This is a genomic window from Pseudomonas sp. 22526 (genome assembly GCF_052044735.1).
Classification (GTDB): Bacteria; Pseudomonadota; Gammaproteobacteria; order Pseudomonadales; family Pseudomonadaceae; genus Aquipseudomonas; species Aquipseudomonas piscium.
Window position 1 is genome coordinate 31,690 of record NZ_JBQENK010000024.1, and the last position, 23,689, is coordinate 55,378.

Below are 23,689 nucleotides of genomic sequence, written 5' to 3' on the forward strand. Positions count from 1 at the left end.
TCGCGAGTGCAGTAAACGGCTCTTATCTAGATCGGGAGAACGAATCGGCACTCAGCTCCCACCTTGCCGTCTTCTGCGGGTTGCTCCCGCAAGAACCCACACCGCTCCACCACCTTGGTCGAGCCGAGATTTTCCTTGTAGACATAAGCCACCAGCTGCGTCAGTTGCCAGCGCGTCCGCGCTTGCTGGATCAGATGCCGCAGCGCCTGTGTCGCGAGCCCCTGGCCGCAAGCGCTTTGGGCAATCCGATAGCCGACTTCGGCAGAACCCTGCACGGTATCGATGTTTTTCAGGTTGGCGCGGCCGATGATTTCTCCACTGGAATCCTCGATCACAAAGGGGTGCCAGGTGCCAGCCGCGAAATCAGCCAGGTAGCTCTCGATATGCTCGGCGACGCCCTGCAGCGAATAAAAAGCAGAGTCGCGCGCCTCGATATGAGATTCGAACCACTCACGGTTCCGGGTTTCGAAGGCCAGCAGCGCTTGCGTATCCGTACTGCGTAGCTCGCGCACTTTGAACGACTGCATGCACACCTCTCCTTTTTCTCATGGGTAACTGCACGGACTTGCCCACCTGTTCGCATTCGGCCTGACCCGCCATTTGCATCCTACTTGAGCCACTCCCTGCGTTGCCACGCAGGACTCCTGCCCTGCTCCAGGCCGCGTCATCTGTAGCTTCCAGTCAGCAACAAGCATCATCGAAGGCACTGATTTGGCTACTCGTCGGCTATCGTCGCTGTGGCCGTTCCTGCAGGAACTTCGGGTCACTGACCAGGTCGATAGGAGCCCCTTCATCGGTCATGACGGGACAGTGAACAAACCCCAGCCGAGCAGCGCTGAAGGCCTGTTTTACCCCGGTGCCGTCGACGATCAACCGAGTCTGCCCCCTGATGCCAACCAAGAGTTTTCTGCCGGGTCTGATCCTGGCGCTCTGCGCAGCCGCGTCGCATTGTTCGGTTGCCGCCGAGCGCAAAGCCTCTCAGCAAAGCAACAACGCATCAACAACCCTGATTGAATCCGCCTCGCAGCAGTATGCGGATGGCCAGTTGGACCAAGCCGCCGCCACGCTGGAGCGTGCCCTGCATATCCAGCCGAACAATCCTGCGACGCTGCACTACCTCGGTGTGTTGCGTCTTCAGCAGGGGCAGTATCAGCAGGCTGAAGCGCTGGCGACACGCTCCAACATGCGGGTGGGTCGCAACGGCGCGTTACGCAATCGCAACCTCCAATTGATCCAGGCGGCGCAGAAGGCCCTGGCATCGAATAACCCGCCCAACGCCGACAAGCCTCTGGTTGCCGTACGGGAGGGCCTGGAAGAAGAGGTTAAAAGGCGCCGTGAAGCAGAAACTGTCGCCACCGAGCAATCCACTCCGGACACTGAACGCCGCCCTGAGACCTTCACCCGCGAAACAGCGGAAAACGCAGCAAACTGGCCGACGGGTGACAGGCCAAGCCCCGAAGGGCAATTGCGAATGACGTCCGCCGAGCCAGCCTCCACATACGACGAGATTGAAATTCCCCGTGGCCATCGGCCGCCGCCGGGTAAATGTCGAATCTGGTTTCCCGACCGCCCGCCAGGCCATCAGCCCAAACCCGGCAGCTGAAAGAAGCTGCGCGATCGGGTTCCGTTTGGAGCCTACCTGGTGCAGGGTTGAGTTTCTGGGTGTCCGCTTTTGGCTCAGTATGCAAGCGGTCGATAGCGGCCTTGCGACAGACTGGAATCGGCCAGAAGCAGCCTATCAGTTGCTTCGAATGCTACCCTCTGCAGTCTCTGGCCTCAGTGCTGCTTATTTATCACGTGAGATTGTATGAATAACCAACTCGCCATTTTGATCAGCGACTACCAAGCAAGCGTTGCTGCCGCTGTGGACATGATGCAGCGGTCTGGTATCCCGCGGCCCCCGACCAATACGGATTGGGTGGTAACCGACATTCCTCAGCGTGGAGAGCTGGACGGTGGAGTTCGTTACTTCAAGCACGGCTATGGCTGCGCGGTTAGCCTCCCCACAGGTACAGTAGACTTTGACTTTGGTGCCCATGGTGAGATCGGTGGCTTCGACGCATGGCGACTTGCTAGTTTTGCCGGCGACAAGTTGTCGGATTACGGTTTTGCTGATGAGGATGCAATCACAGAGTGCTTCAAAGCAGAAGTGGCGGCCGGTTCTCTAGTGTATTCCGGGTACATTCTCTACTACGTAGCGGATGACATCTGACAATTCCTGTCGAAATAGTCCGTTCTATCCGTGCATTAAGTAATCAGTACAGAGCGCTTGCCTGGATCTTCCAATTTAGGTCACCTACCAATGACCAGTTTTGGCCGATTGTTACCCTTCGCAAATGACGGGGGTAGTACTCTCTCCGGACGCTCAATTGAGGGTGCCTTGCACGATCCCCCCATTTCCACCCGCATCACCTTACCGATCCCCCTTATCTCACCCCTATGAGGCCGACAACAAAAAAGCCCTAGCCGCAATCGTGCATCTTTTCCAAATCAAGCGCCCCTAAACCCCAGCACCTCCTACTCACCCCCTCCCCCACAACCCCGCAACTGCGCAATATCCCGCTTGGGCGCCAAGCCAAACAGGCGGCTGTACTCACGACTGAACTGCGACGGGCTTTCATAGCCGACCTTGAAGGCGGCACTCGATACGTCCAGGTGTTCGTTCATCATCAGGCGTTTGGCTTCGGTCAGCCGTAGCCACTTCTGATATTGCAGCGGGCTCATGGCGGTGAGTTGGCGGAAGTGGTGGTGGAAGGTGGGTGTGCTCATCTGCACGCGGGACGCGAGTTCATCGACGCGCAGTTGCGCGGTGTAATTCAGTTTCAGCCAGTCGATGGCCCTGGCGATGCGATGGCCCTGGCCGTCGACGGAGGCGATTTGCCGCAGCCGCGCCGACTGGTCGCTCATCAGCAAGCGGTAGTGGATCTCGCGCTGGATCAGCGGGGCCAGCACCGGGATGGCTTCGGGTTCGTCCAGCAACTCCAGCAGGCGCACGAACGAGGTGAGCATGGCTGGTGTCGCGGTGCCGATTCCCACGCCCTTGCCTGTGCCTCGATCCCGAGGTTGCAGCAGCCCGCCCTGGGCGGCCAGTTCCGCCAGCATGCGCGGGTCGAGCTTGAAGCCCAGCCCCAGGCAGGGTTGTTCCAGGCTGGCGGCCGTCACCTCGGAATTGGCCGGCAGGTCCAGCGAGGTGACGAGGAAACGCGAGGTGTCATAGGGGTAGGCTTCGCCGCCGACCCACAGCTGTTTTGCCCCTTGGGCGACGAGGATGATGCTCGGCTCGACCATGCACACGCTGGGCGGCGCAGGAATTTCGCGGCGAAAGAAGCCAAGACCGGGGATAGGTGTCGAGTAGTCCCCCGAGTGTTTGCTCCAGGCGCCAATGATGCGCGCGAGGGTTTCCTGGGGTGTCTGGGCGCGGCTGTCGTGTGGGTGTGTCATGTCGGTATGTACCCTCCTCGCCAAACGTTAACCCGACCCTTGCGGCCGTCCTACGGTAAAAAGCAAAGTCCAGAGAATCGGGCAAGAATTTCAGCGGAATGCACTACAGGCTGCTTGGACCGGCCCGGGAAAATGGCCATCCAACGTAACGCTGGATGGAGTGTGCAATGTTAGTCAACGCCTATGGCGCCCATGCGGGCGACCAACCTCTCGAACCCCTGCAGATCACCCGCCGCGCCCCCGGCGCCCATGACGTGCAGATCGACATCGCCTTCTGCGGCATCTGCCACTCGGATCTGCACCAGGTGCGCGCCGAGTGGCATGGCACGCAGTTTCCCTGTGTGCCCGGCCACGAGATCGTCGGCCGTGTCGCGGCGGTCGGCGCCCATGTGGAGGGTTTCCGCCCGGGCGACCTGGTCGGCATCGGCTGCATCGTCGACAGCTGCAAGCACTGCGCCGACTGCGATGACGGCCTGGAGAACTACTGCGACGGCATGATCGGCACCTACAACTTCCCGACACCGGACGCCCCGGGCTGGACCCTCGGCGGCTACTCGCAACAGATCGTGGTCCACGAACGCTACGTGCTGCGCATCCGCCACCCCGAGGAGCAACTGGCCGCCGTCGCGCCGCTGCTGTGCGCGGGCATCACCACCTATTCGCCGCTGCGCCACTGGAACGTCGGCCCCGGCAAGAAGGTCGGCGTGGTCGGCATCGGTGGCCTGGGCCATATGGGCATCAAGCTGGCCCACGCGCTGGGCGCGCATGTAGTGGCCTTCACCACTTCCGATTCCAAGCGCGAGGCCGCCCTGCAACTGGGCGCCGACGAAGTGGTGGTGTCGCGCAATGCCGAGGAAATGGCCGCCCACGCCAAGAGCTTCGACCTGATCCTCAACACCGTGGCCGCGCCCCATGATCTCGATGCTTTCCTGGTGCTGCTCAAGCGCGACGGCAACATGACCCTGGTGGGCGCCCCGGCGACTCCGCATGCCTCGCCCAATGTGTTCAACCTGATCATGAAGCGCCGGACCCTCGCCGGCTCGATGATCGGCGGCATTGCCGAGACCCAGGAGATGCTCGACTTCTGCGCCGAGCACGGCATCGTCGCCGACATCGAGTTGGTGCGCGCGGACCAGATCAACGAGTCCTACGAGCGCATGCTCAAGGGTGACGTCAAGTACCGTTTCGTGATCGACAACGCCACCCTGGCGGGCTGAGATCGCGCTCCTCCAGGGCAACCTTAGGTAGTCCAGTGGGTGCCCAGATTGGGCCCCCCTTGCTTCGCGGTACCGAGTCCGGTGCCGCGTTTTCCGCCGGACCTTCTCCAGCGCCGGGGCGGCTGACAGGCAAGGCTGTCCGCGCCTGCGCGGCTCTCATTGCTGTGCACCCACTTATCAACCGAAGCGCCCGCAAGACCCGGCCGGCAAAGCTCGTCGGTCTGCGCAGGCGTTTCCAGCCATACAGGAAACCTGTCTCCATGACCGCTACCTTCCATACCGAAGCGCCCGAGGGCCGGCACACCTGGGGCGCCGTGCTGGCCATGGCCCTCGCCGCCTTTGCCCTGGTGGCCTCCGAGTTCATGCCGGTCAGCCTGCTGACACCTATCGCCGCCGATCTGCAGATCAGCGAAGGGCAAGCCGGCCAGGGCATTTCCGTCTCCGGGTTGTTTGCCTTGTTCACCAGCCTGCTGATCGCCTCGGTGGCGGCCCGGGTCGACCGCAAGCGGCTGCTGTTGTGCCTGACTCTGTTGATGATCCTATCCGGAACCCTGGTGGCATTCGCTCCGGACTACCTGAGCTTCATGGCCGGCCGCGCCCTGATCGGCGTGGCGATCGGCGGCTTCTGGTCGCTGTCGGCGGCCACCACCCTGCGCCTGGTGCCCGAGAACCAGGTACCGCGCGCCCTGGCCATCGTCAACGGCGGCAACGCCCTGGCGACCGTGATCGCTGCGCCCCTGGGCAGCTTCCTTGGCGCCCTCATCGGCTGGCGCGGGGCGTTCTTCTGCGTCGTGCCGGTGGCCGCCATCGCCGCCGTCTGGCTGCTGGTCAGCCTGCCACCGCTGAAAGCGCAGCCTGCCGCCAGGACCGGCAATCTCTTCAGCCTGATGAAAAGCCTGCCGGTGGCCCTGGGCATGCTGGCGGTCAGTCTGTTTTTCATGGGCCAGTTCATGCTGTTCACCTACCTGCGGCCCTTTCTGGAGACAGTCACTCAGGTCAGCGTTTCCACCCTGTCGCTGATGCTGCTGGTGATAGGCCTGGCCGGCCTGGCGGGCACCTTCCTGATCGAAGCCTTCCTGAAAAACGCCCTGTATCGCACGCTGATCATCATCCCGCTGATGATGGCGGCGATCGCCATGGCCCTGGTGGCGTTTGGCGCTTCGGTATCGATTACCAGCGTCCTGCTGGGCCTCTGGGGCCTGGTAGCAACCGCGGCGCCAGTCGCCTGGTGGACCTGGCTGACCCGCACGCTGCCGGACGATGCGGAAGCCGGCGGCGGCTTGATGGTGGCGATCATCCAGCTGGCGATCGCCGCGGGCGCCACGGTGGGCGGCCTGGCCTTCGACCGGAGCGGTTATCAGGCGACCTTCGAACTGAGCGCGGCGCTGCTGGTGGTGGCCGCCGGGCTGGCACTGCTGGCGGCCCGCGCCGCCATGCGCCAGCCTTTCAGGGCATCCAACGTGGCGGCGTGAACCGGGATGAGACCGGCGAGCCACCGCCCGCGCGGCGCGGTGTCGTCCTTTGGCAATAGTGCCTCCTCGCCTCAAGGGCAGGTTCAGCCCTTGGCCTTGATCGCATACAAACCACCCACGATCACCAGCGCCGCGCCAACCAGGGTCCAGGTGTCCGGTAGCTCGCCAAACACCATCAGGCCGATCAGGCTGGCGAACACCAGTAGCGTGTAGTTGAAGGGTTGCAAGGTGGCGGCGGTGGCGTAGCGCAGGGCCTGGATCAGCAATAACTGGGCGATCACCCCGGTGGAGGCCAGGATACCCATCAGCAGCCCTTGCATCGGCGTCGGGGTGACCCAGCCGGGCAGCCCGACAAAGGTCACCGCCAGGGCGCCAAAACCCGCCATGTAGAACATGTTGGTGGCGAAGGCGTCGTCCTGGCTGATGCGCCGGGTCAGTACGTTGAAGATCGCGAAGCCCAAGGCGGAGGCCAGGGGAATCAGCGCCGCCAGCTCGAACACCCCGGCGCCGGGCCGGAGGATGATCAGGGTGCCGCTGAAACCTATGGCGGCGGCGATCCAGCGGCGCAGGCCGATGAACTCGCCCAGCAAGGCCCCCGCCAGCGCCAGGGTCATCAGCGGGAACACCGCATACAGGGCGTGCATTTCAGCCAGGCCGAGAAAACGCAGGCCAATCGCGAACAGGGCTATTTCACCGACGCCGATCAGTGCCCGAGTGATTTGCAGCCAGGGGTGGCGGCTGCGAAACGACGCCCTGACGCTGCCCTGGCAAGCCGCATAAGCCAAGGCGAACACCAGGAACAGCCAGTAACGCACCATCACCAGCTGGGCCACCGGCAGGTCCTTGACCAGCACCTTGGTGATGCCGTCCTGGCTGGCAAAAATCAGCATGGACAGCAGGCACAGCACAATCCCCAGTTTCGGCCGCGCGACCTCGGGGTAAGGCGTCTCGCTGGCCTTGGTCAACTGCGCGGCGGTCTTTGCCTGATCAGTCTTCGATTGCATCTCGGTCATGCCCGCCTCCTGGACGTGCCAGCACTGGCCTAGGGGATTTCATATGCGCTCTTCGGGCACAAACCACGGGCAGCCAGGGTCGATGGAGCGCCCGGTTCCATGCCTTGATCAAAAATTCGTAACGCGCCTTCAGGTTGAAACCGACGCCTGCAACCCAGTGCTACCGGACGCCGGGTGAATCGCTCGCAGTCATTTCACCAGACGCTTCTCTTTCGAAGGCCGGTAGCCGAAATACGAGCTGTAGCACTTGCTGAAATGGCTCGGCGACACGAAACCGCAGGCCACCAGCACCTCGACCTGGGACAGTTCGGTGTGCTGCAGCAGTCGACGCGCTTCGGTGATGCGCAACTCCAGGTAATAGCGCTGCGGGGTGGTGCCCAACTGCTCCTTGAACAGGCGCTCGATCTGCCGCCGGGAACGCCCGGCATACACCGCCAGTTGCTCCATTTGCAGCGGCTCTTCCAGGTTGGCGTCCATCAGCTTGACCACCTCGCGCAAGGGCGCGCTCAGCGAGACATGCAGGGTCGGCTTGATGCGCCGGTAGCGGGACTCCTCGAACGACAGAATGTCCTCGATGCCCTCGACCAGCGCCTTGCCGTGCAGCCCCTTGATCCACTCCAGGGCCATATGGAAGGCCCCGGCGGGACTCGACGCCGTGAGCCGGTCGCGGTCCACCACAAAGGCCTCGCTGGTGACATGGGTAACCTTGGAAATCTCCGCCAGCGCGGGGCGATGCTCCGGGTGGATGGCGCAGCGGTAACCCTCCAGCAATCCCGAGACGCCAAGGAACCAGGCTCCGTTCCACAGCCCGGCCAGGCTGATGCCCAGCTCGGCGGCGGTCTTCAGCAGGCTGATCAGCTCGTGGTTGACCTTGAGCTCCGTGCGGTAGCCGCCGCAGATCACCAGCAGGTCGAGGTCCTTGAGCGCTGGAGCGCTCAGGCGCGCATCGGGGCGGATCACCAGCCCCAGGTCGCTGATGACTTCGCCGTCCTGCAAGCCAAAGGTCTTGGTGGAGAACAAGGTGGGCCGCAGCAGGTTGGCGGTAATGATGGTATCCAGGGCCTGGGTGAAGGCCGGCAACGAGAAGTGTTCGAGCAGCAGGAAACCTGTCCGGGTATGGGCCGCGGGCGCCAGCCGCAGCTCTTCCAGATAACGCAGGTTCTTGCCCTTCATGCAGCCACTGAAATCCCGCCGTTCAACCGCCATACGCCCTCGCCTCTTTACCCTACCGAACGCAGATATCAGTGTACGTTGAATCCTGGCATCCACAGAAAACCCTGCTCGCACCACCCGCCATCGCCCGGGCGAACCGGAGCCGTAGGCTATAGAAAAAAGCCGCTGGCTAGAAGCCGCCTCAGCCTTCGCGCCCGGCCCTGAATTCATGCCAGCGAATGACCGAACTCACCCCCAGCCGGGTCAACAGCTTGGGCGGCAGCCTGCTGGGGCCCGGAGCCTGGCTGAAACTGTCGAGGAACTCGGAACGGCTGCCGCTGGCCAGCTCCGCCGCCATCACCCCGGCCAGGGTGCTCTTGACGGTGCCCAGGCCGTTTTCGCAGCAGGCCGAATACAGGTTCTCTTCTATTTCACCAAAGGCCGCCGCGCTGTTGCGACTCAGGCACAGGCGCCCGGCCCAACTGAACTCCAGCGGCGTGGATTGCAACTCGGGAAAGCGCGCATTCAGCGAGTGCCGTTGTTCCTCGGCCACCGCGGCAACCCTTTGTGGCGTCACCTGGATGCTCGGGTCATAGGTGAACCGGGTGCGGATGACGATGCGCGAGCTGCCCGCCGAAGAGATCTTGCGCACCGTGGCGCCCATCGGGTCGGCCGGCAGCAGCGCCCATCGGGCCTTGCCCGGCATACCCCGGTTGAGCTCGGCATCCTGGTAGGCCGCGGTCATGGAGGCGTAGGTGAAGACGTGCAGCAGGCGCCCCTGGAAATGGCCGAAGTCTTCGACATGGCCGTTGACCGCGAGGATGACCTTGGCCGCACTGACCACGCCCTTGGGCGAGCGCGCAGTCCAGCCGCTGCCCTGGCGCGCCAGCTCGACGATCGGCGAGCGCTCGAAGAGCCTGACCTTGCCCGCCAGCCCCGCGGCCAGGTCGCGGATGTATTGCGCGGGCTGGATCAGCACCGCGCCGGGGGTGTAGATACCGCCCTGGTAATAGACCGAACCGGTGATTTCACGCATCTGCGTGGCATCGAACATCTGGTAGTTCTCGCCGATGCGCGCCAGCGAGGCGGCGTAATTGCGGTTGAGCTTCAGCCCGCGCTCGGTGGCCGCCGCGTTGATTTTCCCCGAGGGATCGAAGGTCTCCGCGGACATGCCGTACTCCCGCGCGGCCTCGCCGGCAAAGGCGATGGCGAAGCGGTTCTGGGTGATTTCCAGCGCCGTGGCCGCGGCGCTGGCGACGGAATACTCGCCGGACGAAAGACTGTGCGGCACGTCGATCATGAAGCCGGAATTCCTGCCCGCCGGCCCCTTGGCCACTTCGTGGGCCTCGACCACTACGATGCTGTCCCCGGGGTGCAACTGGGACAGCCTGCGCGCGGCGGAAAGGCCGGCAAAACCGGCCCCGATGATCAGCCAGTCCGCCGTCACCCGCCCATCAAGCTCGCGGACAGGCGCAGAGCGAACGGAGATGGCCTCCCAACCTGAAACCCCGGTGTCTACGGGTAGACGCTTGATGGTATGGGTGCTCATTTTACGCTCTCATCCACCGAGCGATCCGACACGTCGATCCAGATGGTCTTGATTTCGGTGTACTGGTCATGGGCGAACACCGACTTGTCGCGCCCGCCGAAACCCGACTCCTTGTAGCCGCCGAAAGGCGTCGAGGCATCGCCCTCGCCGAAACAGTTGACCGTGACGATGCCGGCGCGGATTTCCCGGGACAGCTTGATCGCCTTGCGCAGGCTGCCGGTGTACACCGAGGCCGCCAGGCCATAGGCCGTGTCGTTGGCCAGCTCGATCGCCTCGGCGATCGACTCGAAAGTGGTGACCGACAGCACCGGGCCGAAGATCTCTTCCTGGAACAGCCGGCTATCGCGGTCCACGCCGTCGATCACGGTCGGCTGGATGAAGGCGTCGTCCTGGGTATCGCCGCCGAACACCACATCGAGATCGGCGGCGCTGGCGTACTCCAGGTAGAACTTCACCTTCTGGAAATGCTCGCTGCTGACCAGCGCCCCGACCCGGTTGTGCGGGTCCAGCGGGTCGCCCATTTTCCACTCGCGGATATAGGCGCCCATGCGCTCCAGCAGCTCGTTCTTCACCGAGGCGTGAACCAGCAGGCGCGAGGTCGCCGAGCAGTTTTCCCCCATGTTCCAGAACGCGCCGTTGACCACTTGCTCGGCCACCAGGTCGAGGTCCTCGGCATCGTCCATCACCACTGCCGGGTTCTTGCCGCCACACTCCAGCACCACGCGCTTGAGGTTCGAATCGGCGGCATAGTGCAGGAAGCGCCGGCCGGTGACGGTGGAGCCGGTGAAGCTGACCATGTCGACATCGTTGTGCAGGCCGAGGGGCTCGCCGACTTCCTTGCCGGTGCCGGTCACAATATTCAGCACGCCCGCCGGTACGCCGGCTTCGAACGCCAGCTCGGCGACCCTCAGGGTGGTGAGGCTGGTCTGCTCGGCAGGCTTGACGATCACCGAGCAGCCGGCGGCCAGGGCCGGGCCGATTTTCCAGGCCAGCATCAGCAGCGGGAAGTTCCAGGGCAGCACGCAACCGACCACGCCGATCGGCTCGCGCACCACCAGGGTCAGGGCGTCGTTGCCCACCGGCGCGGTGTGGTCGTAGAGCTTGTCGATCAGTTCCGCGTGCCAGCGCAGGGTATGGATGGTGTCCGGCACGTCGACCAACTGGCACTCGCGCACCGGCTTGCCGCTGTCCAGGCTTTCCAGCACCGCCAGCTCGTGACGGTTGCGCTCCAGCAGCTTGGCGAACTTCAGCAGCACGGCCTTGCGCTCCCCCGGGGCAAGCAGGCGCCAGCGTCCGTCCTCGAAAGCCTCCCGGGCCTTGCCGACGGCAAAGTCCACATCCTCGGCGGCGCAGGCGGCGACCTCGGTCAGGAAGGCGCCCGTCGCCGGTTTGTGGGTAGCGAAGGTATTGCCGGAGATGGCCGGCTTGAACGAGCCATTGATAAAGGCGTTGGACGGGAACGCCAGGGTTTTCGCGAGGGCGGCGTACTCGGCCGCGGTAAGAAGATCACGCATGGCTGGCTCCCGATGTGATATGTGCGACGGTGCGTTTGACGTTGGTGATAACGGTCTGCAGGCTTCGTTTGTCTTGCGAGTTGAGCGGCCGCAGCGGCGCCCGCACGTTGCCCACCTTGAGGCCGTTGAGCTCGCAGCCGAACTTGATCGACTGCACGAACTTGCCAGCGTCAAGGGCGTTCATCAGCGGCATCATCGCCGACATGATCTGCCGGCCTTTGTCGAAGTCCTTCTCGACCACGCAGGCCTCGTAGAGCGCCACGTGTTCCCTGGGCAGGAAGTTGGAACCGGCGCAGACCCAGCTGCGGGCGCCCCAGGCGAAGAACTCCAGGGCCTGGTCGTCCCAGCCGCAGGACAGGGCGATATGCGGGAACTCGCGGGCCAGCAGGTGGACCCGGCCCATGTCGCCGGAGCTTTCCTTGATGGCGACCACGTTCTTGGACTTGCCTACGCGAGCGAGGTAGTCCTCGTTCATCTGCACGCACATGCGGCCGGGGTAGTTGTACAACATGATCGGCAGGTTCGCGGCCCGGTCGATCGTCAGGGCGTGGATGGCGTTTTCCTGGTCGGTAGGCAGCGCGTAAGGCGGCGTGGTCACCAGGATCGCGTCGGCCTTGATGGCCTTGGCGTCCTTGGCGAACTGCACCGCGTCTTCGGTGCGAATCGCCCCGGTGCCGACGATCAACTGCACCCGCGAGCCAATGACGTCCTTAGCATAAGCCGCAAGTTCGGTGCGCTCTTCGGCGGTCTGCGCATAATATTCGCCAGTTGAGCCGCCAATAATGATGCCGTGCACTTTCGCTTCGATAAGCGACTCCAGTACTTCGGAGAACACGTTCCAGTCAATATCGCCATCGGGCGTATGCGGCGTCACCGCCGGCGTATAAATACCTTCGAATTTCAAGACGTTTTCTCCAAATAAGAGTTGCCGGGGAACATCAACAAGCGGCCGGCCTCAAGTGCTTGTGGCGCGATAAGAGTCTTTATGTTTTTTCTCGGGATGGCTCCCGAACTTCAAACAGGATCGACTACAGCGCCTTTATCGCGCCGCTCAACTTATTGTCGTTATTGATGGTCAACTGGTGAATCCAGACTGGCATGTCCCGGCGAGAACGGTCAATACAGCGAAAGTGCGCCTAAACCTGCTGACAACTTGCAAAAACGGTTTTTCCAAAGGTTTTCCAGAAACCCAAACAAAACTATAAAACCCTTAACAAACAATAAGTTAAAAACAAAATCTAAGACCGGCCGCACATCACAAAACAAGCAATCGATAACATTTGTTTATCCATTGCCAAGTAGAAAAGTTGATTGTTGCAGTGCAATCGGCGCCGTAGCCTTTAACCCAGCGACATTAGCCGCGAAATGAAACTCGACGGATCTAAAAGCAACATCGGCAAGAGCCGAGCGCCCACCGAATGCAAAAGCGCCTGGCCTCCCCTGGCCCGACTGAACCCATGCCCCCTGTTTTTTGGAGTGTGTTGACCGTGAGCAGCAAATCAACAGTTTCAAAGCTTATCGCGCAGCGTAAACCTGGCCATGCGCTGCCGGGCGCCCTCTACAGCCACCCGGAGGTCTATCGCCAGGACCTGGAGCAGATCTGGCATAAAAGCTGGATCTTCGCCGGGCATACCTTCGAGCTGGAAAAGCCCGGCCAGTACCTGTCGCTGCAAGTCGGCGACTACCCGATCGCGGTGGTGCGCGGCGCCGACAAACAGCTGCGCGCCTTCCATAATTCCTGCCGCCATCGCGGTTCCAAGGTCTGCCCCCAGGCCAGCGGCAAGGTCGCCAAGCTGGTGTGCCCTTATCACAAGTGGACGTTCGAGCTGGACGGCAAGCTGCTGTTCGCCGGGAACATGGGCGACGACTTCGACAAGTCCCTGTACGGGCTCAAACCCGTGCATTGCGAGATAGTGGAAAGCTACATCTACGTGTGCGTGGCCGAGGTCGCGCCGGACTTTTCGGCGTTCCGCCAATCCGTCACGCCGTTCGTGGCGCCGCACAATCTGGACGATTGCAAGGTCGCCTTCGAGTCCAACCTGATCGAGAAAGGCAACTGGAAGCTGGTGTTCGAGAACAACCGCGAATGCTACCACTGCGACGGCACCCACCCCGAGCTGATGAACTCCTTCGTGGAGAACCCCTCGGTGGGCGGCGTGGGCGGCGACGACGATCCGCAGCTCAAGGCCCATTGGCAGCGCTGCGAAGCGGCGGGCATGCCGAGCAAGCTGGTGATGGACGTCAACGGCCGCTTCCGCATGACCCGCATACCGCTGTCATCGGGGGCCGTCAGCTACACCCTGGACGGCCAGCCCGCGGTGTCGGTGCGCCTGGATAAAAGCGGCGAGGCGGACATCGGCGCGCTGCTGTATTTCAACTACCCCTCGACCTGGAACCATTTCCTCGGCGATCACGCCCTGAGCTTCCGGGTGCTGCCCATCGGCCCCAACGAGACCCTGGTCACCACCAAGTGGATCGTCAACAAGGCCGCCCAGGAAGGCGTCGACTACGACCTCGAACGCCTGACCAGGGTCTGGCTGGCCACCAACGACCAGGACCGCACGCTGGTGGAAAGTGCCCAGGTGGGGGTCAACTCGCCCGCCTACCAACCCGGCCCGTTCTCCACCACCAGCGAAATCGGCGTGTGCCAGTTCGACGATTGGTACTGCAAGACCATGCTCGATCAACTCGACGAGCAGATCGCCCTGAGGTCCGTCGGCTAAACACCAATCCCCTGTAGGAGCGAAGCTTGCTCGCGATGAACTGGAGAGCGCCGCGGTTACGCGGCTGATCGCGGGCAAGCCTCGCTCCTACAGGGTCCGTGATCGGCCGGCTCAGGCGAACTGGGCGAGAATCCAGTCGCGCAGCCGGCAACAGGCATCGTCGTTCACCCGGTCTTCACGGAAAGTCAGGTAGTGCTGGCTTTCCTGCAACACCACTTCCTGCTCGATCGGCCGCACCAGCGAGCCGTTTTCGATCAGGTTCGCCACCAGGTGATTCCAGCCCAGGGCCACGCCCTGGTGGGTCAGGACCATGCTGATCACCAGGTTGTAGTCGTTGGCGTTGAACACATGCGGGCTGTCGTGGGGGCGCTTTTCGATATCCACATCGTGATACGCCAGCCACACACCCCAGTCCACGTGCTCCGCGACCTGGGATCGGCCATAGGGGCTGAGGTTGAGCAAGACCCCGTCGCGCAGCCCTTCCAGGGTCGACAACTCCGGATGCTGCTCCTTGTAGAGCGGCGTGCACACCGGGTAGATCACATCATGAAACAGCGGATAACTGCGGTAGCCATCCTGGACCCTGGCCATCTTGGTGATGAAGATGTCCGGCGTGACCCCGGGCTCCATCGACAGGAAGTTCTGGGTGGTCACCAGGTTCAGGTCGATGTCGGTGTTCTGGGTGAAAAAGCCCGGCAGCTTGGCGGCCAGCCAGAGCGCGGAAAACGCCGGGGAACAGCACAGGGTCAGGGTGCGCTTGCCGGCACTGTGGGAGCGGATGCGTTCCGCGGCCTGGGAGATGTTGACGAAGGAAATCTGCGCGGCATCGAAGAAGATCGAGCCGGCTTCGGTCAGCTCCACCGCGCGCCCCACCCGCTTGAACAGATCGACCCCCAGATAGGCTTCGAGCTCGCGGATCTGCCGGCTGATGGCCGCCTGAGTCACACACAGGGCTTCCGCCGCGCGGGTGAAACTCTGGTACTTGGCGGCGGCGACGAAGGACTTGACGGCTTTGAGCGACGGCATTTTCAGCAACGTCATGTCTGGATCTATGTGTTTAACCATAACCTGGAGTATTGAATGTCCGATTCGGAGCCCTTTGAACGGCCATAAAGGGCGGGATTGGCGCGGGTTTTCAAGTCACGACCCAGGCCTGAGATTAGCCGAAAGGGCCGGTCTACAACAGGGAAAAGCCCCAGTCAGCCGGGCTATTTATAGCTTTTTGATCGAAGGCCGCCATTGATCCAGGATCGATAACATCAGGTTATTGATTGGCCGAAGGAAATGTTGTTAGACGCAATTCCCGTTAGGTAATAACTTGGTGCTCAAGGTAAGGCTCAACGCACCGCCGAAAAACAAAAATAATAAACATCAGTTAATTAAGAGGATGGTCATACATGACTAACTCCCTTCCCGTCTCCCCGTTCGACTGCCCCCGTAAGCACCATCTTTATTGATCGAGAAAGACAACTAACTTTCTTGCTCTTACGCCACAATTGCAGTTGGAGGGATTATGAGTCTTGGCGACGAGATACTCTCGGTAAACAACATCTATAAAGTCTTCGGCCAGCAACCGAAGCTCGCGATGGATATGCTGGCGCGCGGTGCCGACAAGAACGAAATCTTCAGCAAGACCGGCCAGGTGGTTGGCGTCTTCAATGCCAGTTTCTCGGTAAAGCGCGGGGAGATTTTCGTCATCATGGGCCTTTCCGGTTCTGGAAAATCGACCATGGTGCGCTTGTTCAACCGGCTGATCGAACCGACGTCCGGCACCATCCATCTCAACGGCAAGGAAATCACCGGCCTGTCCGACAGCGCGCTGCTCAACATGCGGCGCAAGGACATGAGCATGGTGTTCCAGTCGTTCGCCCTGATGCCGCACATGAGCGTGATCGACAACGCCGCCTTCGGCCTGGAAATCTCGGGCGTGAGCGAGGGCGAACGCCGCAAGCGCGCACTGGAGGCGCTCAAGCAGGTCGGGCTCGAAGGGCACGCCTTCAGCTACCCGCACCAGCTTTCCGGCGGCATGCAGCAGCGCGTGGGCCTGGCCCGGGCCCTGGCCAACGACCCGGCCATCCTGCTGATGGATGAAGCCTTCTCCGCGCTCGACCCGCTGATCCGCAGCGAAATGCAGGGCGAACTGATTCGCCTGCAGGCGGAACAGCACCGCACCATCATCTTCATCTCCCATGACATCGAAGAGGCGATCCGCATCGGCCATCGCATCGCGATCATGGAGGGTGGCCGGGTGGTGCAGATCGGCACGCCCCAGGATCTGCTGTGCAACCCGGTGAACGACTACGTCAAGGCGTTCTTCAAGGGCTTCGATGCCTCGAAGATCCTCAAGGCCGGCGACGTCGCCCGGATCTGCACGGAACACCCCTACGCCGTGGACCAGTCCAGCCCCACCCTGCTGGACGACGTACCGCTGCAGGAGGTGTTCCATATCGTCGCCAACGCGGTCAATCCGGTGGCCGTGCTGGATCGCCAGGGCGTGTTCAAGGGCACGATCTCCAAGAGCCTGCTGCTGCAGACCATGAGCCGTCACTAACAGTCTCACTCCGCTGGCTTGCCAGGCTCGGATATTCAGGTGATTCGCATGAACGAATTCAGTCTTCTCGACCCATTCCAGACCCTCAACCTGCCCCTGGGGCAATGGGTTGAGGTCGTCCTCAATTATCTGGTGCACAACTTCCGCGACATCTTCCGTTCCATTAGGTGGCCGATCGATCAGGTGCTCAACGGCATTCAATATGCCCTGCTGGCGATTCCGCCGACGCTGTTCATCCTCATGGCGACGCTGTTCGGCTGGCAGGTGGGCGGCAAGAGAATCGGCACCCTGTGCTTCGTCACCCTCACCCTCTTGGGGCTGATCGGCGTGTGGAACGATGCGATGACCACCCTCGCCCTGGTGCTGACCTCCCTGTTCTTCTGCGCCGTCATCGGCGTGCCGCTGGGGGTGCTGTGCGCCCGCAGCGACCGCCTGGAAATGCTCCTGCGCCCGGTGCTGGACGCCATGCAGACCCTGCCGGCCTTCGTCTACCTGGTGCCGGTGGTGATGCTGTTCGGCATCGGCAACGTGCCGGGGGTGCTGGTCACCATCATCTTCTCGGTGGCGCCCCTGGTCAGGCTCACCAACCTCGGCATCCGCCAGGTTCCCGAAGACAAGGTCGAGGCCGCCCGGGCCTTCGGCTGCACCCCGCGACAGATGCTGATGCGGGTCCAGCTGCCGCTGGCCGCGCCGACCATCATGGCGGGCCTGAACCAAGCCTTGATGCTGTCGCTGTCGATGGTGGTGATCGCCTCGATGATCTCCGTGGGCGGGCTGGGCCTGATGGTGCTGCGCGGCATCGGGCGCCTGGACATGGGCCTGGCCACCGTCGGCGGCGTCGGCCTGGTGCTGCTGGCGATCTTCCTCGACCGCCTGACCCAGGCCATGGGCGAGCGCAGCAACCAGGCGGCGCGCGGCGAGCACTGGTACCAGTCGGGGCCGGTCGGGCTGCTGTTCCGCCTGAAAAGAAAACCCGCCCTCAAGGACATCCCCGCAAGCCCCAGGCAAGGCTGACCCTCGCGGCAGCCCGGATCCTGTCCCCGCTATGAATGCTGGCTCCTTAACCCCTGCAAGGTAGACGATGATGAATGTCAAAAAACACGGGATGAAAGCACGTCTTGTTCGCTCTGCGGCGCTCCTGGCGCTGACCCTGTCGCCGCTGTTCGTCTCGGCGGCGAGCGCCCAGCAACCCGGCCAGGGCGTGTCCGTCACCCCCATCTTCCCGTCCATTGCCGAAGAGCGCTTTCGCGGCGAGATCGCCATGGCCGGGCTCAAGGAGCTGGGCTACGACGTCCAGGCGCCCAAGGAAACCGACTACCCGGCCATGATGCTGGCCCTGTCCTATGGCGACGCCGACTTCACGGTGCACATGTGGGACATGTTGCACGCCTCCTTCTACAGCAAGGCCGGCGGCGACGACACCATGGTCAAGACCGGCAACATCATGCCCGGCGTCTTGCAGGGCTACATGATCGACAAGAAAACCGCCGATGCGTACCACATCACCTCCGTCGAAGACCTGAAGAAGCCGGAGATCGCCAGGCTGTTCGACAGCAACGGCGACGGCAAGGCCGACATGACCGGCTGCAACCCGGGCTGGGGTTGCGAAGTGATGGTCGAGCACCATATGAAGGCCTACGGCCTGGAGAAGACCGTGACCGACAACCGCGGCTCCTACTTCGCGCTGATGGCCGACACCATTGCCCGCTACCAGCAAGGCAAGCCGATCCTCTACTTCACCTGGGTGCCGCAGTGGATCTCCAGCGTGCTGGTCGAAGGCAAGGACGTGGTCTGGCTGAGCGTGGCGCGCACCGACCTGCCCGGGGGCAAGAACGACGTCGACACCAGCTTCAACGGCAAGAACCTCGGCTTCCCGGTGGACACCATCAAGGCGGTGTTCAACAAGGAGTTCGCCGAGAAAAACCCGGTGGCGGTGAAGTTCCTCTCCGAGATGCAGATCAGCACCGACGATGAAAGCGCGCAGAACCTGAAGATGCACAACGGCGAGAACAGCGCCGCCGACATCAAGCGCCATGCCGCCGAATGGATCGCCGCCCACCGCTCCCAATACGACAGCTGGCTAGCGGACGCCCGGGCCGCTGCCAGCAAATAACCTCCTTCGCTGAAGCCGCATAAAAGTTGCCCCTTGCCCGGGCAACTTTCCCCTCATGTCCCGACTTCAGGAATCATCAGATGCCGCTGTATTCGTTCGTCCAGAATTTCCACTACCGCGACGCGCCGCCCTCTACCCGTGAACTGATCAGAACCTGCCTGCTGGACATAGTCAGCGTGGCGGCCGGGGCCCGCGACAACCAGACCAGCCTCAGGCTCAAGACCTTCGCCGCCACCCACCATCCGGCCACCGCCCTGTCCAGCCGCCTGTGGTTCGACGGCCGCGCCGTGCACCCACTGGGCGCGGCCTGGGCCGGCGGCTTCAGCGTCGACAGCCTGGATGCCCACGAAGGCCATTTCACCTCCAAGGGGCATGCCGGGGCGACTGTGGTGCCGGCGCTGATTGCCTTGATCGACGCCTGCCGCGACCGGGGCAAGAACATCAGCGGCGAAGAGCTGCTCAGCGCCCTGTGCATCGGTTACGAGACAGCCCTGCGCGCAGGCCAGGCACTGATGGCCACGGCGCCCGAATATCACGCCTCGGGGGCGTTCTCCGGGATCGGCGTGGTCTGCGCCGGCGCGCGCCTGCTGCGGCTGGACGAAAGCACCTTCCGCCACGCCCTGGGGATCGCCGAATACTTCGGCCCAAGGTGCCCGATGATGCGCCTGGTCCAGTTCCCGAGCATGCTGCGCGACGCCCATGGCGCCGGAGCCTACGCCGGGGTGAACGCACTGCTGATGGCCCAGGCCGGCGTCACCGGCGCGCCGGCCACGATGGTCGAGCCCCTGGAAATCTCACGTTTCTGGGACGACCTCGGCCGCCGCTGGGAGATCGACGAGCAGTACTTCAAGCCGTGGCCGGTGTGCCGCTGGGCGCAACCGGCGCTCACCGCCATGACCGACCTGATGCATGCGCATCCGGCCCTCGACGCCAGCTCCATCGAGTCGATCGAGGTCGAGACCTTTCACGAATCGGTATGCCTGCAAGGGCATTTTCCGAACAACGCCGACGAAGCCCAGTACGCCCTGGCGTTTCCCCTCGCGGCCTTGATCGTGCGCGGCCAGCTCGGCCCCGGGGAAGTGACCGGCGAGGCCATTCACGCGCCGGACATCCTCGCCCTCAGCAGCAGAATCACCCTGCATGAAGCGCCCGACCTGTCCGCCCGGTTCCCCGAGGAAATCCTCTCCCGGGTGACCCTGAACCTGAAGGACGGCTCCCGCCTGGCCAGCCCCACATCCACCGCCAAGGGCGACCCCGACAACCCCATGTCGGCGGTAGAGTTCATCGACAAGTTCCACCTGCTGGCCGATGACAGCCTCGGCAGCGCCCTGGCCAATGCCCTCAAGGCCAGCATCGACGCCCTGCCCGCCAGCAGCGACTGCCAGGCGTTCCTCGAACTGCTGTTGTCCGCACCCGCAGCCTTGCCCTAGAACCCTTCCCGGCCACCCATTCAGCTGTCACAGAGGCCTTATGCCGTCGGTATTCGAGAGCGTGCTGAAAGACAAGAACATGGGGTACGCCTACCCGGCCGGCAGGCCGCTACAAGCGCAGGCGCCGACCCGGGTCGCGTTCATACTGCCGGAGCATTTCTCGATGATGGCCTTCACCGGCGCCATCGATGCCCTGGTCACCGCGAACTTTCTCAGCGACAGCGCGGTGTTCCAGGTGCTGACCCTCGGCCTCAAGGGCCACCGGGTGCTGAGCGACCTGGGCATCGCCATTTCAGCGGACCTGGAACTTTGCCAGTTGGCCGAGCCCATCGATGTGCTGATCGTGGTCGGCGGCCTGCGCGTGCGGCTGGCCAGCGACCCGGCATTGCGCCGCAAGCTGCGCGGTGCCGCAGCGCTTGGCACCACCCTGGGCGGCCTGTGGAACGGCGCGTACTTCCTCGCCGAGGCGCAGTTGCTCGACGGTTTCGAGTGCGCCTTCCATCCCGATGGGCGGGCGATGATGGCCGATGTGTTTCCCAAGGTGCGGGTCTCCCGCCGCACCCACGTCATCGACCGCAACCGCATCAGCTGCGCCGGCGCCAGCAGTTCGCTGCGCATGATGCTGGGGCTGATCGCGGCGCAAAAAGGCCCGGCCCTGACCCAGGCGGTGGAGGAGATCCTCGGTTGCGACCAGTCCTGCGAGGTGTCCGGCATCTCGACCGTGCTGGTGGACTCGGACCCGACCCTGCCGCAGGCCTTGAAGCTGGCGCTGGAACTGATGCAAGAGAACATCGAGGAGCCGCTGTCCATCGACGAGCTGGCGGCCTGCGCGAAGATTTCCCGGCGCCAGCTGGAGCGGCGTTTCTGCCGTTTTGTCGGGGCCACGCCCACCCGTTATTACCTCGAGCTGCGCCTGACCCGCGCGCGCCAGCTGATCCTGCAGAGCAACCGGCCGATCACCGATATCGCGATTGCCACCGGCTTCTGCAGCTTCGCCAACTTCCATCGGCGCTTTCGCGACTTCTTTGGCGTCGCGCCCAGCCGCTACAGAGCCACCCACGAGCGCCGGCGCTAGCCTGGCTACGCTGCCCGGCTTCTTGTCGTTAAGCCCTGGCGCCTCAAGGCAGGCTGCCGGCGCTCTGCCGGCCGGGTTCGAATATCCCCTGGAACCGCGCCCTGTTGGCCGCGTAGTAGGCAGCGACCGCCTCGTCGGCGCTGGTCTGGCGCGCCTGCATCATCAGCGCCTCCAGGTCCGCCTGGGGCAGCGCGTAATGGGCGAAGAAGTACGCCACCTCGGGGTATTCCTGGCTGAAACCCTTGCGCGCCATGGCGTGGATCTGCTCGGCGCCGCCAAAGATCTGCTTCGGATCGTCCAGGTAACGCAGCGACCACTTGGAGAACATCCAGTGCGGGCTCCAGGCGTTGATCAACGACCATCTGTCACGCTTCAGGTTGCGGTCCAGCTCGTTGAGCATGCCGGCCTCGGACGACGCCACCAGCTTGTAGCCATCGAGCCTGTACTCCTCGATGGCCTTGAGCGTGAGCTTGTACTGGCCGTTGCCGACCTCGGAGGTGAGGATCTTGCCGTCGAGTTTTTCCCTCACCCCTGGCTTGTTCAGATCCTCGACGCTGGCCACTTCGCCGATCGGTACCGAGGTCGGCACCGCCATGCCGATCCGCCCTTCGTAGAGCACGCCGAGGTCTTCCAGCTTGTCGCGATACTTGTCGTAGAACGCCTGGTGGGTGCTGGGCAGCCAGACCATAGGGATCAGGTCGATATTGCCGTTGGCCAGGGCCTGGAACTGGATGCCGATATCGGCCATGACCAGCTTCACCGGCTGCTTGAGATGCTCGCGCAGCGCGGTGGCGGCCAGCTTGACGGTGATCTCGGTGTCGGACCAGTTGACCCAGCCAATGCGCACCGGGGCCGGTTCGGCCGCCTGGGCCAGCGCCGGGAGGATGGCCAGCGCGACACTGAACAGCCAGGCATGGCGGGTGGTTCTATTGGGCGAGTGAGCGTTCATCAAGCGTCTTCCTATGAGGGGGGATAGGCAGGTGGGTCTTATGTGAACGGCCTTGCGGTCGTGGGCGGTGCGGTCTCGCAGCGCTTGTCTCGTCGGCTGGCAAGCAGCCCGAATCCAGCTTTCAGCATAGGGCACGGGCGATGCCCCCCCATAAAGCAGAACGCCACTCGATCGAGTGGCGTTCTGCTTTACCGGCCCCCAGGACTATCAGAAGCGTGGCTTGACCGTCTGCCACTGCGGCTGGTAGCGGCGCATCTGTTGCACGTCGTCGCGCTGGCGAATGCCGCAACTGAGGTACTGATCATGCAACTTGCCCAGTTGATCCCGATCCAGCTCCAGCCCCAGGCCCGGGGCGCGGGTGATCTTCACGCAGCCATCGACTATGGGCAGCTTGCCGCCCTTGACCACCTCTTCGTCCGGCTCCTGCCAGGGGTAATGGGTGTCGCAGGCATAGTCCAGGTTGGGCACCGCGGCCGCGACGTGAGCCATGGCCATCAGGCTGATACCCAGGTGTGAGTTCGAATGCATGGACACGCCGAGGCCGAAGGTCTGGCACATCCTGGCCAGCGCCAGGGTGTCGCGCAGGCCGCCCCAATAGTGATGGTCGGCGAGCACGATCTGCACGCTGTTCAAGGCCACGCTGCGACGGAACTCATCGAAGTCGGTGACCACCATATTGGTCGCCAGCTGCAGGCCCGTGCGCCGGTGCAGTTCAGCCATGTTCTCCAGGCCCGGGGTCGGGTCTTCGTAATACTGCAGGTCGTCCCCCAGCAATTCGGCCATGCGCACGGCGGTCTCCAACGACCAGTTGGCGTTCGGGTCGATCCGCAGCGGGTACCCGGGAAACGCTTTCTTCAGGGCCTTGATGCACGCCACCTCGTGCTCCGGGTCCAGCGCACCGGCCTTGAGCTTGATGCTCTTGAAGCCGTAGGTTTCGATCATCCGCCGCGCCTGGCCGACGATCTGCTCTGCGTCCAGGGCTTCGCCCCAGCTGTCCGGTTTGTAGGGCGAATCTATGTGCTGCGCGTATTTGAAAAACAGGTAGGCGCTGAAGGGGATTTCGTCCCGTACTGCGCCGCCCAGCAGGTCCACCAATGGCAGGTTCAGGGCGTGCGCCTGGAGGTCGAGAAAGGCGACTTCGAAGGCCGAGTAGGCATTGCTCACCGCCTTGCTGGCATGCGACCCCGGGGCCAGTTCGGCACCGGCAATGCTGCGGGTTCCATTGGCCGCCACTGTGGCTTGCACTATGGCGCGAAGCTGGTTGAGGTTGAACGGATCGAGGCCGATCAACTGCGCCTGCAACTGCTGCTGGATCGCCAGCGCCGGGGCGTCGCCGTAGCTCTCGCCAAGGCCGATGTAGCCGTTGTCGCTCTCGATCTCGATGATCGAGCGCAACGCATAGGGTTCATGAATACCGCTGGCATTGAGCAGTGGCGGATCGCGGAAGGCGATGGGGGTCACGGTCACTCGTTGGATTTTCAAGGGTTGCT

At 63.1% G+C, this 23,689-nt stretch carries 20 protein-coding genes; 10 read left to right on the forward strand and 10 right to left on the reverse strand.

The genetic code is table 11. From position 1 onward, the window contains the following. Positions 1 to 26: 26 nt before the first annotated feature. On the reverse strand, positions 27 to 527 hold the full coding sequence (locus tag ACTJKT_RS27585) for a GNAT family N-acetyltransferase (RefSeq protein ID WP_440789393.1): 501 nt from the start codon (positions 525 to 527) through the stop codon (positions 27 to 29). A 362-nt stretch (positions 528 to 889) separates the two neighbouring features. On the opposite strand from ACTJKT_RS27585, the gene ACTJKT_RS27590 reads away from it, so the two are divergent. Both ACTJKT_RS27590 and ACTJKT_RS27595 read left to right on the forward strand, forming a co-directional pair. Then, positions 890 to 1,603, forward strand: coding sequence for a tetratricopeptide repeat protein (locus ACTJKT_RS27590; RefSeq protein ID WP_440789395.1), 714 nt, complete (start codon positions 890 to 892; stop codon positions 1,601 to 1,603). A 204-nt stretch (positions 1,604 to 1,807) separates the two neighbouring features. Further along, positions 1,808 to 2,212 carry a DUF6896 domain-containing protein gene (locus ACTJKT_RS27595; RefSeq protein WP_440789396.1) on the forward strand — a complete coding sequence of 135 codons (405 nt, stop codon included), beginning with the start codon at positions 1,808 to 1,810 and terminating at the stop codon, positions 2,210 to 2,212. 305 nt (positions 2,213 to 2,517) lie between these two features. Here the strand turns inward: ACTJKT_RS27595 and ACTJKT_RS27600 are convergent, their stop codons facing one another. After that, positions 2,518 to 3,441 (reverse strand): AraC family transcriptional regulator N-terminal domain-containing protein, encoded by a 924-nt coding sequence (locus ACTJKT_RS27600; RefSeq protein WP_440789398.1) that lies wholly within the window; start codon positions 3,439 to 3,441, stop codon positions 2,518 to 2,520. A gap of 167 nt (positions 3,442 to 3,608) precedes the next feature. Between ACTJKT_RS27600 and ACTJKT_RS27605 the strand changes: the two genes are divergently transcribed. Together ACTJKT_RS27605 and ACTJKT_RS27610 are read left to right on the forward strand one after the other, a co-directional pair. Continuing rightward, positions 3,609 to 4,658, forward strand: a complete 1,050-nt coding sequence (locus ACTJKT_RS27605; RefSeq protein ID WP_440789400.1) for an NAD(P)-dependent alcohol dehydrogenase — start codon at positions 3,609 to 3,611, stop codon at positions 4,656 to 4,658. A 260-nt stretch (positions 4,659 to 4,918) separates the two neighbouring features. Continuing rightward, positions 4,919 to 6,130, forward strand: coding sequence for an MFS transporter (locus ACTJKT_RS27610; protein ID WP_440789402.1), 1,212 nt, complete (start codon positions 4,919 to 4,921; stop codon positions 6,128 to 6,130). An 83-nt stretch (positions 6,131 to 6,213) separates the two neighbouring features. On the opposite strand, the gene ACTJKT_RS27615 is transcribed toward ACTJKT_RS27610, so the two are convergent. The 5 genes from ACTJKT_RS27615 to ACTJKT_RS27635 all read right to left on the reverse strand — a co-directional run bounded on the left by ACTJKT_RS27615 (position 6,214) and on the right by ACTJKT_RS27635 (position 12,262). Beyond that, positions 6,214 to 7,143: a DMT family transporter gene (locus ACTJKT_RS27615; RefSeq protein WP_440789404.1), complete on the reverse strand. Its 930-nt coding sequence runs from the start codon at positions 7,141 to 7,143 to the stop codon at positions 6,214 to 6,216. A 189-nt stretch (positions 7,144 to 7,332) separates the two neighbouring features. Next, positions 7,333 to 8,349 (reverse strand): GlxA family transcriptional regulator, encoded by a 1,017-nt coding sequence (locus ACTJKT_RS27620; protein ID WP_440789406.1) that lies wholly within the window; start codon positions 8,347 to 8,349, stop codon positions 7,333 to 7,335. A gap of 148 nt (positions 8,350 to 8,497) precedes the next feature. Beyond that, positions 8,498 to 9,844, reverse strand: a complete 1,347-nt coding sequence (locus ACTJKT_RS27625; protein WP_440789408.1) for an NAD(P)/FAD-dependent oxidoreductase — start codon at positions 9,842 to 9,844, stop codon at positions 8,498 to 8,500. After that, entirely contained in the window at positions 9,841 to 11,358 is a 1,518-nt protein-coding gene (locus tag ACTJKT_RS27630) for an aldehyde dehydrogenase (protein ID WP_440789410.1), read from the reverse strand. The genes ACTJKT_RS27625 and ACTJKT_RS27630 overlap by 4 nt, the downstream gene beginning before the upstream one ends. After that, entirely contained in the window at positions 11,351 to 12,262 is a 912-nt protein-coding gene (locus ACTJKT_RS27635; RefSeq protein WP_440789412.1) for a dihydrodipicolinate synthase family protein, read from the reverse strand. Before ACTJKT_RS27635 ends, ACTJKT_RS27630 begins: the two co-directional genes overlap by 8 nt. A 583-nt stretch (positions 12,263 to 12,845) precedes the next feature. On the opposite strand from ACTJKT_RS27635, the gene ACTJKT_RS27640 reads away from it, so the two are divergent. Continuing rightward, positions 12,846 to 14,081: an aromatic ring-hydroxylating oxygenase subunit alpha gene (locus ACTJKT_RS27640; RefSeq protein ID WP_440789414.1), complete on the forward strand. Its 1,236-nt coding sequence runs from the start codon at positions 12,846 to 12,848 to the stop codon at positions 14,079 to 14,081. A 111-nt stretch (positions 14,082 to 14,192) separates the two neighbouring features. On the opposite strand, the gene ACTJKT_RS27645 is transcribed toward ACTJKT_RS27640, so the two are convergent. Next, entirely contained in the window at positions 14,193 to 15,146 is a 954-nt protein-coding gene (locus ACTJKT_RS27645; protein WP_189635882.1) for a LysR family transcriptional regulator, read from the reverse strand. A 448-nt stretch (positions 15,147 to 15,594) separates the two neighbouring features. Here ACTJKT_RS27645 and ACTJKT_RS27650 point away from each other — a divergent pair, with 448 nt between their 5' ends. The 5 genes from ACTJKT_RS27650 to ACTJKT_RS27670 all read left to right on the forward strand — a co-directional run bounded on the left by ACTJKT_RS27650 (position 15,595) and on the right by ACTJKT_RS27670 (position 21,250). Beyond that, complete coding sequence (locus ACTJKT_RS27650; RefSeq protein ID WP_440789416.1) at positions 15,595 to 16,632, forward strand: quaternary amine ABC transporter ATP-binding protein; 1,038 nt, start codon at positions 15,595 to 15,597, stop codon at positions 16,630 to 16,632. 48 nt (positions 16,633 to 16,680) lie between these two features. Beyond that, positions 16,681 to 17,646 carry a glycine betaine/L-proline ABC transporter permease ProW gene (gene proW, locus ACTJKT_RS27655; RefSeq protein WP_440789418.1) on the forward strand — a complete coding sequence of 322 codons (966 nt, stop codon included), beginning with the start codon at positions 16,681 to 16,683 and terminating at the stop codon, positions 17,644 to 17,646. 91 nt (positions 17,647 to 17,737) lie between these two features. After that, positions 17,738 to 18,745 (forward strand): glycine betaine/L-proline ABC transporter substrate-binding protein ProX, encoded by a 1,008-nt coding sequence (proX, locus tag ACTJKT_RS27660; protein WP_440789420.1) that lies wholly within the window; start codon positions 17,738 to 17,740, stop codon positions 18,743 to 18,745. A gap of 80 nt (positions 18,746 to 18,825) precedes the next feature. After that, on the forward strand, positions 18,826 to 20,175 hold the full coding sequence (locus ACTJKT_RS27665) for an MmgE/PrpD family protein (RefSeq protein ID WP_440789422.1): 1,350 nt from the start codon (positions 18,826 to 18,828) through the stop codon (positions 20,173 to 20,175). A gap of 40 nt (positions 20,176 to 20,215) precedes the next feature. Further along, positions 20,216 to 21,250: a GlxA family transcriptional regulator gene (locus ACTJKT_RS27670; protein ID WP_440789424.1), complete on the forward strand. Its 1,035-nt coding sequence runs from the start codon at positions 20,216 to 20,218 to the stop codon at positions 21,248 to 21,250. A 43-nt stretch (positions 21,251 to 21,293) separates the two neighbouring features. On the opposite strand, the gene ACTJKT_RS27675 is transcribed toward ACTJKT_RS27670, so the two are convergent. Then, entirely contained in the window at positions 21,294 to 22,199 is a 906-nt protein-coding gene (locus tag ACTJKT_RS27675) for a glycine betaine ABC transporter substrate-binding protein (protein ID WP_440789425.1), read from the reverse strand. A 207-nt stretch (positions 22,200 to 22,406) separates the two neighbouring features. Further along, on the reverse strand, positions 22,407 to 23,681 hold the full coding sequence (locus tag ACTJKT_RS27680) for a glucarate dehydratase family protein (RefSeq protein WP_440789427.1): 1,275 nt from the start codon (positions 23,679 to 23,681) through the stop codon (positions 22,407 to 22,409). Positions 23,682 to 23,689: the final 8 nt, after the last annotated feature.

Bases quoted from the DNA above. Each gene is read 5' to 3' on its own strand.
- ACTJKT_RS27585 (WP_440789393.1), bottom strand. From the start codon at position 527: ATGCAGTCGTTCAAAGTGCGCGAGCTACGCAGTACGGATACGCAAGCG.
- ACTJKT_RS27590 (WP_440789395.1), top strand. From the start codon at position 890: ATGCCAACCAAGAGTTTTCTGCCGGGTCTGATCCTGGCGCTCTGCGCA.
- ACTJKT_RS27595 (WP_440789396.1), top strand. From the start codon at position 1,808: ATGAATAACCAACTCGCCATTTTGATCAGCGACTACCAAGCAAGCGTT.
- ACTJKT_RS27600 (WP_440789398.1), bottom strand. From the start codon at position 3,441: ATGACACACCCACACGACAGCCGCGCCCAGACACCCCAGGAAACCCTC.
- ACTJKT_RS27605 (WP_440789400.1), top strand. From the start codon at position 3,609: ATGTTAGTCAACGCCTATGGCGCCCATGCGGGCGACCAACCTCTCGAA.
- ACTJKT_RS27610 (WP_440789402.1), top strand. From the start codon at position 4,919: ATGACCGCTACCTTCCATACCGAAGCGCCCGAGGGCCGGCACACCTGG.
- ACTJKT_RS27615 (WP_440789404.1), bottom strand. From the start codon at position 7,143: ATGACCGAGATGCAATCGAAGACTGATCAGGCAAAGACCGCCGCGCAG.
- ACTJKT_RS27620 (WP_440789406.1), bottom strand. From the start codon at position 8,349: ATGGCGGTTGAACGGCGGGATTTCAGTGGCTGCATGAAGGGCAAGAAC.
- ACTJKT_RS27625 (WP_440789408.1), bottom strand. From the start codon at position 9,844: ATGAGCACCCATACCATCAAGCGTCTACCCGTAGACACCGGGGTTTCA.
- ACTJKT_RS27630 (WP_440789410.1), bottom strand. From the start codon at position 11,358: ATGCGTGATCTTCTTACCGCGGCCGAGTACGCCGCCCTCGCGAAAACC.
- ACTJKT_RS27645 (WP_189635882.1), bottom strand. From the start codon at position 15,146: ATGGTTAAACACATAGATCCAGACATGACGTTGCTGAAAATGCCGTCG.
- ACTJKT_RS27650 (WP_440789416.1), top strand. From the start codon at position 15,595: ATGAGTCTTGGCGACGAGATACTCTCGGTAAACAACATCTATAAAGTC.
- proW (WP_440789418.1), top strand. From the start codon at position 16,681: ATGAACGAATTCAGTCTTCTCGACCCATTCCAGACCCTCAACCTGCCC.
- proX (WP_440789420.1), top strand. From the start codon at position 17,738: ATGAAAGCACGTCTTGTTCGCTCTGCGGCGCTCCTGGCGCTGACCCTG.
- ACTJKT_RS27665 (WP_440789422.1), top strand. From the start codon at position 18,826: ATGCCGCTGTATTCGTTCGTCCAGAATTTCCACTACCGCGACGCGCCG.
- ACTJKT_RS27670 (WP_440789424.1), top strand. From the start codon at position 20,216: ATGCCGTCGGTATTCGAGAGCGTGCTGAAAGACAAGAACATGGGGTAC.
- ACTJKT_RS27675 (WP_440789425.1), bottom strand. From the start codon at position 22,199: ATGAACGCTCACTCGCCCAATAGAACCACCCGCCATGCCTGGCTGTTC.